The organism is Sulfuriflexus sp., assembly GCF_032250955.1.
In the GTDB taxonomy this organism is placed as follows: domain Bacteria; phylum Pseudomonadota; class Gammaproteobacteria; order AKS1; family AKS1; genus Sulfuriflexus.
The window spans coordinates 1-5,329 of the sequence record NZ_JAVVES010000104.1; the positions used below are offsets into that span (position 1 = coordinate 1).

Below are 5,329 nucleotides of genomic sequence, written 5' to 3' on the forward strand. Positions count from 1 at the left end.
CGTGGAATCAGGTTCCCAACCTTTCGATCGCATCTGCAGGTACCCAGGTCCATATCGGCCCCAGAGCTGGGCAGATGGACCGTCCATACTAAGTTTCGGCGGCTGGGCGGCAACCTTGTCATCGTAAAAAAGAATCCGCATTAAATCACCGTACGGCCCGGATTGCGGATCCTCGCCGAGCCAGCGCTGAAAAGCGTAAAACTCCGAGTTTCCGTAGGCACGAGCGATGGCCCAGTAAGAATTCCTCCCCTTGATTCTGAGTTTTTTGGGGGCGTAATCCCAGGCGACCGCATCACTGTGGGTCTTGTCGGGGAAGACTTCACTCATCATGTAATGCAGGTGACCTTCGAGCCAGTTGCCGTATTCATCATGGATCACTTGATAGATATCTTCTCCGGCCACGGCACTGGCCCAGTAGGCGATGACCTGCGGCATGATCAGGCCAATATTATAGCTGGCACCACCATGCATCCAGGCCCCGTCGTTATGCTGCCAGGCGCGGAAATAGTTGCGTTTGAAATAGCCCATGCCCCAGCGGCGCAACTTTTCCGCCTGCGGGTGGCTATCATCGAGCACCAGGCCTGCCGCCAGTACATCGGAGGCCCAGCCCGGCGAACCGCGGTGGGTCCAGATGTCGAAGGCATGACCCGACTCGTATATTCTTGCGCATTCCAGAGCCACCTCGGCGATCTTATCCGCCATCGCCCGGCGCTGCGCATCGGTTACGCTCTTGCTTTTGTAGATCCAGTCGTACCACAGGGCAGTATTAACAAGTCCACCACCAACGTTGTATTGAGGTTTTGCTTCCATGATCCGCTCAACAATCCGTGGCACCAGCGACTCGTCGCCCGTGATCAGGTAGAGCAGTGCACGATGAGTTATGACGCTGGAAGAGGAGGGGTGATCAGGTGGTTTGGACATATCTTTGGCAATTTGGGTTTTCCAGGGCTCCTGCCTGGCCCGTGCTCGAAGCTGTTCCAGAGACAACCCATAGGGCCAGTTTGTTTGCCTCAGCAGCAATCGAGGGTGTCCAGGAGCCATCTCCGGAAGCTGGTTTTCAGACAGGGCTTCTTCGGCCATGGTAATTGAAAAAGCATTTCCGATGCGCAGCTTATCCCTGCGGGGGCCCAGTGGTTGGAAAGGAGATGTGTCATTTCGGGGGTCCAGGGTCGAAGATGGCGGCACAACCTCGAAATCACCATCACGAGCCGCGTCTGTGCTGTAGATCATTCCCATGCCAAGGCTGGCCACAACAGTTCCAAGGAGCAGCAAGCAAAGTTTTATCCTGGACTTTTGAAAGGACATCATTGACCCCTTATCATCACTTTGAAGGGCTGTTTTTTTGTGGCGAGCCGTCTCGAACAGCGCTTTACTGGGACAACAACTTTTTCAACTTGCCAAGATGGCTTGGGCGGATCCGTTTCAATTTAGACCATTTCAGCTGTGCCATGATGGGCTTCACGGTCTGAATGTAGAATCTTTCGCGGTTGAAATCCTTCGCGGTAATTCCCTTCTGCAACAGAAGATTTGCCTTCTGCAAATAACGATCACCTCGTCCTGATTTATCTATGGAGATGCATACACCATCGTCAAATACAGGTATCTGCTCAATATTGAAGACACGATCAGCACTGAATTCTGCCAGCAGTATTAGCCCTGTTCGCTCGAATCTGTTCCATTCAAGTTGATCACCATCCCTCCAGTGAACATTATTCGCCAGGAAATTACCCAGTGAATAGGCAGTCAGCGCGCCACGGTAGGTTTCCACACCCTGCAACACGTGAGGATGGTGACCAAGGATCATTGTCGCTCCAGCTTCCACCATTAGCCGTGCCTGTTCGATCTGTTCCGGAGAAGGAATGCGGAAACGTTCCATCCCCCAATGCGGGGACACAACAACATGATCGACCTGCTTGCGGAGAACCCTGATCGATTGGCAGATTTGACTGATATCGAGGGGCGCAACTCCGACTGCCGATGCGCTGGCAAAGGCAGAGGGGGCGCTGGACTTGTCTACAGCGCCTAAAAACCCGATGGAAAGCCCGTTTAACTCAATAATAGCCGGGCGGGAAGCTTCTGCAAGGTCTTGACCGGCGCCGAACCAGGGGATGCCCATCTCGTTCAAAGCGCCGGCAAGGTTTAGGAAGCCTTCCTCCAGACAATCAAAGACGTGGTTGTTCCCCAGGGTAACGAGGCTGATCCCTGACTCCGCCAAAGAGCGAATCTGTGCCACCGTCGACAGTACGACCGGTTCGGTGGCCACACTGCGTTCCCCCGGCAAGGTTGCTTCGAGGTTGGCAAAGACCAGGTCACAAGATGCGAACAGTGCGCGCACGTCCCCGGACAAGGACTCCATACCACGGCCTGCCCTGCCTCCGGGTAAGTCTGCAAGCAGCAAGTCCCCCACGGCTGCAAAACGGATTGAATTGCGACGATCAGCCTGCATGGCAAAATTCCTGTGAGCCTTTCCTTGAAAAATCAACGCCACGCAAAATCGGCGACCAGCGGTAAATGGTCCGACCCGAAATCTGGCCCCACCCAACTATCCAACGGTCGCAGCCGCGATGTTGCAAGGATATGATCGATCCTCGACTTGTACCTGAAGATATTGATCCTGGTTATCTTGGTATGCCCGTAACCGAAAGTGGTCTGCCCGTAGGCATTCTGGTATTGCGCCCAAAAGCTACGGAAAATCGGGCTGTCGACCGTTAGGTTAAAATCGCCGGCGAAGACCTTGTCGGACTCTGGAAAGGCCTGCAGCCAGCGCTGCAGTTCTTCGGACTCCTGCCAGCGCTGGGCGATCCTTTCCTGGGCATAATCCACCTGTGTCAGGTCGAAGATCGTTTCCCGGTCGAGTATGGTCTTTAAGGCCCGGCGTGGCGTCAGAAGATCCACATTGCCGAAACCGACGGGTCCCCCAGGGGTTTCGATGACGCAGTAAAGGCCATTGATCTCCTTTCCTCGCCGCCATGACTCACAGCGAGATATAGGGTGTCGTGAGACGACAAGGCTATATCCTGCACTTTCAGTAAACCATTTCTCGGGGATCTTGTTTTTAACCCGCCTGGGTGATGCGCATTCCTGCACAGCCAACAGGTCCGGCTGCACTTCATTGAGCAGTGCGGTAATTTCATCTCCAGAGACTTCCCAACGATGCACGTTGTAGGTCACGACCCGTAATTCCGATTGCACTGATTCACTAAGCCAGCGGTTGACCGAAACATTGAGTCCCATTATCGGCCAAGTGATGACGATGAAAGTCAAACCCAGCAACCAAAGCGACCGCCGTTGCCAGGCAAGCGCAATCGGTACCAGCACAGCCATTGGCAACAGGTAAATCCAGCGCGGCCCATATAGAAGAACAGTCCCAAACCACCAGCGGTCTCCGGTCAGGTAGAGGATTGCCAATACACCGAGAACCACAACCAGGTAAGCGTAAACAGAAAACTTCATGAGCCCGGATGTGATCTGGGCCAATCCTGATTTCATTCAAATACCCACATTGCCAAATATGCCGTAACTCAACTTCGGCAGCCTATCGACGGGAAATGTACAAGTTCTCACAGATTCCTAAAGGGACGATACAACGGGTCGCCAATCAGAACCATCTGCCAGGAGAGGTACGGCAAACTCAAAAAGTAAACTTCGGCGAGAGTGTAATAACCGTCAACCAGCAAGCTGAAAAACAACTCAGGAGGCGGGAAAGCTGTCAGATATGGCTCGCCGACGGGCCCCAGCGTAGCCGCCACGCCATCCTCGAGCATTCCCTTGCACCAGCCTTTTCCCGAACCGGGTTTCAATGTGCCACACTCGCCGCTGGCAATGTGATAGCCGATGGCCCCAGGTTTCCAGTCGAAGGCATCCACGTACCGGTTGACGCTGTACCAGCCGCAGTAAAGAGCCGCATCAGGAGCCTCGCCGGCCTGAAAAAGCGCCTGCTGATCGTTCACGACCATTGGCATTGCGCGACCCGCGGCTATCTTATCGGCGGCCTGGTGAAGAGAATGGTCATAAAGTTCATACGCATTCCGTTTATCTTTGTCAGCCTTGGGCCAGCGTGCATCGATATAGGTGGTTCCCTGAAGGCCGCTGGTCTCGGCGGCAAGGCTGTCATCGATCATCCTGCGCACGATTTTTTCAGATGGGGCGTCCAGACGGGCGACAAACAGAATATCTTCTTTGGCCACAGGCAACGACTTCTGGCGGAATCCCAGGAAATACGGGTTGGCAACCCAGCTTTTAACAGGATAAGTTTCCCGCCACAACAAGGTCAGTTCGGAATCGACCGCCGCACGGTCATCTTTTTTGTTGAGCTTTTCAATGAGGCTGTCAAAAGAAACAATTTGCTGCTTCAAGTGCTCAGCTTGTGACAATTGCTCAACGCTCAGTCTTTCCAGCTGCTTCTGAATTTTTGCGCGGTCCTTTTGCAGTGCCTCCAGTTCTTTCTTCCCATCTGGAGTCCATGCATGAGGGTTGATGCGCAGAGGGACGCCGTAAATAGTCACCAGGCAGCGGATCGACGTACCATCTGCTTTTTTCCTGAGAAAATTGCGGACAGGTTCCGCAATCTCGTCATTGTAGACATCCCGGGAACAGAACTCCTTTGAGGTGGTTCTGATCCGGATCAGGTTCTCCTTCGGGATACCGCGTTGCTTCATATAATATTTGGCAAGATCGACGCTGCCACTGACGGCACTGTTGGCAATCACCACGATTTCGGCAGGGTGAAGTGCAGCGGCCTGGGACGGCAGCAGCAATAACGCGGAGAGCAATATCAACAGGTATTTCATGGCAATCATTCTCGGCTCAAAAGCTAACTGGCAGGTCATCGTCTTATCGGTCGCAGCGCACGGTAGGCGAGGCAAACAAGACCCGTCAACCCTAGCACGGCCAGACCGCCCACCAAAGGCAAAGATGTTTGCTCAGGCTCCGGTTCGACTGCAACTGGAGTGACGCTTCGTTCCATGATAATGTCGCCAAACGCCACCGGCGCAACCCAGGGTGAATAGCCCCAGGGGCCGACATTTTTGACGCGTGGATCAGCAGAGGTGGCGATCCACTGCCCCTCGCCATTTTTAACGATTCCGGGATCAAGATTGTAGATCCCATCCAATTCGTATGTCGGCAGGATCGGCCTGATTTTCCCCTGCGGATCGAACCAGGCGTTGCCACGGAACACAAAGCTTTCCGGATCCGTGCCACGGCCGATATTGAAGTGCATCTGCAGGCGGTCATCCGTCACGACCAGGTTGTTCTCAAACAAGCCGTCCCGAGAGGGCTCGAACAGAGGGTCCCTGGTCTCCTGGAGGATTCTGCCGACCCATTTGCC

The 5,329-nt window shown here is 54.1% G+C and carries 5 protein-coding genes; all 5 read right to left on the minus strand.

Annotated elements, in window-relative coordinates; genetic code table 11:
• Positions 1 to 1,272 (minus strand): hypothetical protein (locus RQ738_RS13000; RefSeq protein WP_314165719.1); only part of this gene is annotated, 1,272 nt, incomplete at its 3' end.
• A gap of 97 nt (positions 1,273 to 1,369) precedes the next feature.
• Positions 1,370 to 2,446: a CapA family protein gene (locus RQ738_RS13005; RefSeq protein ID WP_314165720.1), complete on the minus strand. Its 1,077-nt coding sequence runs from the start codon at positions 2,444 to 2,446 to the stop codon at positions 1,370 to 1,372.
• Between the two features lie 32 nt (positions 2,447 to 2,478).
• A complete protein-coding gene (locus tag RQ738_RS13010; RefSeq protein ID WP_314165722.1) occupies positions 2,479 to 3,489 on the minus strand; it encodes an endonuclease/exonuclease/phosphatase family protein in 1,011 nt (336 codons plus the stop codon).
• Between the two features lie 71 nt (positions 3,490 to 3,560).
• Positions 3,561 to 4,799, minus strand: a complete 1,239-nt coding sequence (locus RQ738_RS13015) for a TIGR03790 family protein (RefSeq protein ID WP_314165723.1) — start codon at positions 4,797 to 4,799, stop codon at positions 3,561 to 3,563.
• Positions 4,800 to 4,825: 26 nt separating this feature from the next.
• Positions 4,826 to 5,329: hypothetical protein (locus RQ738_RS13020; RefSeq protein WP_314165725.1), on the minus strand; the 504-nt coding region annotated here is incomplete at its 5' end.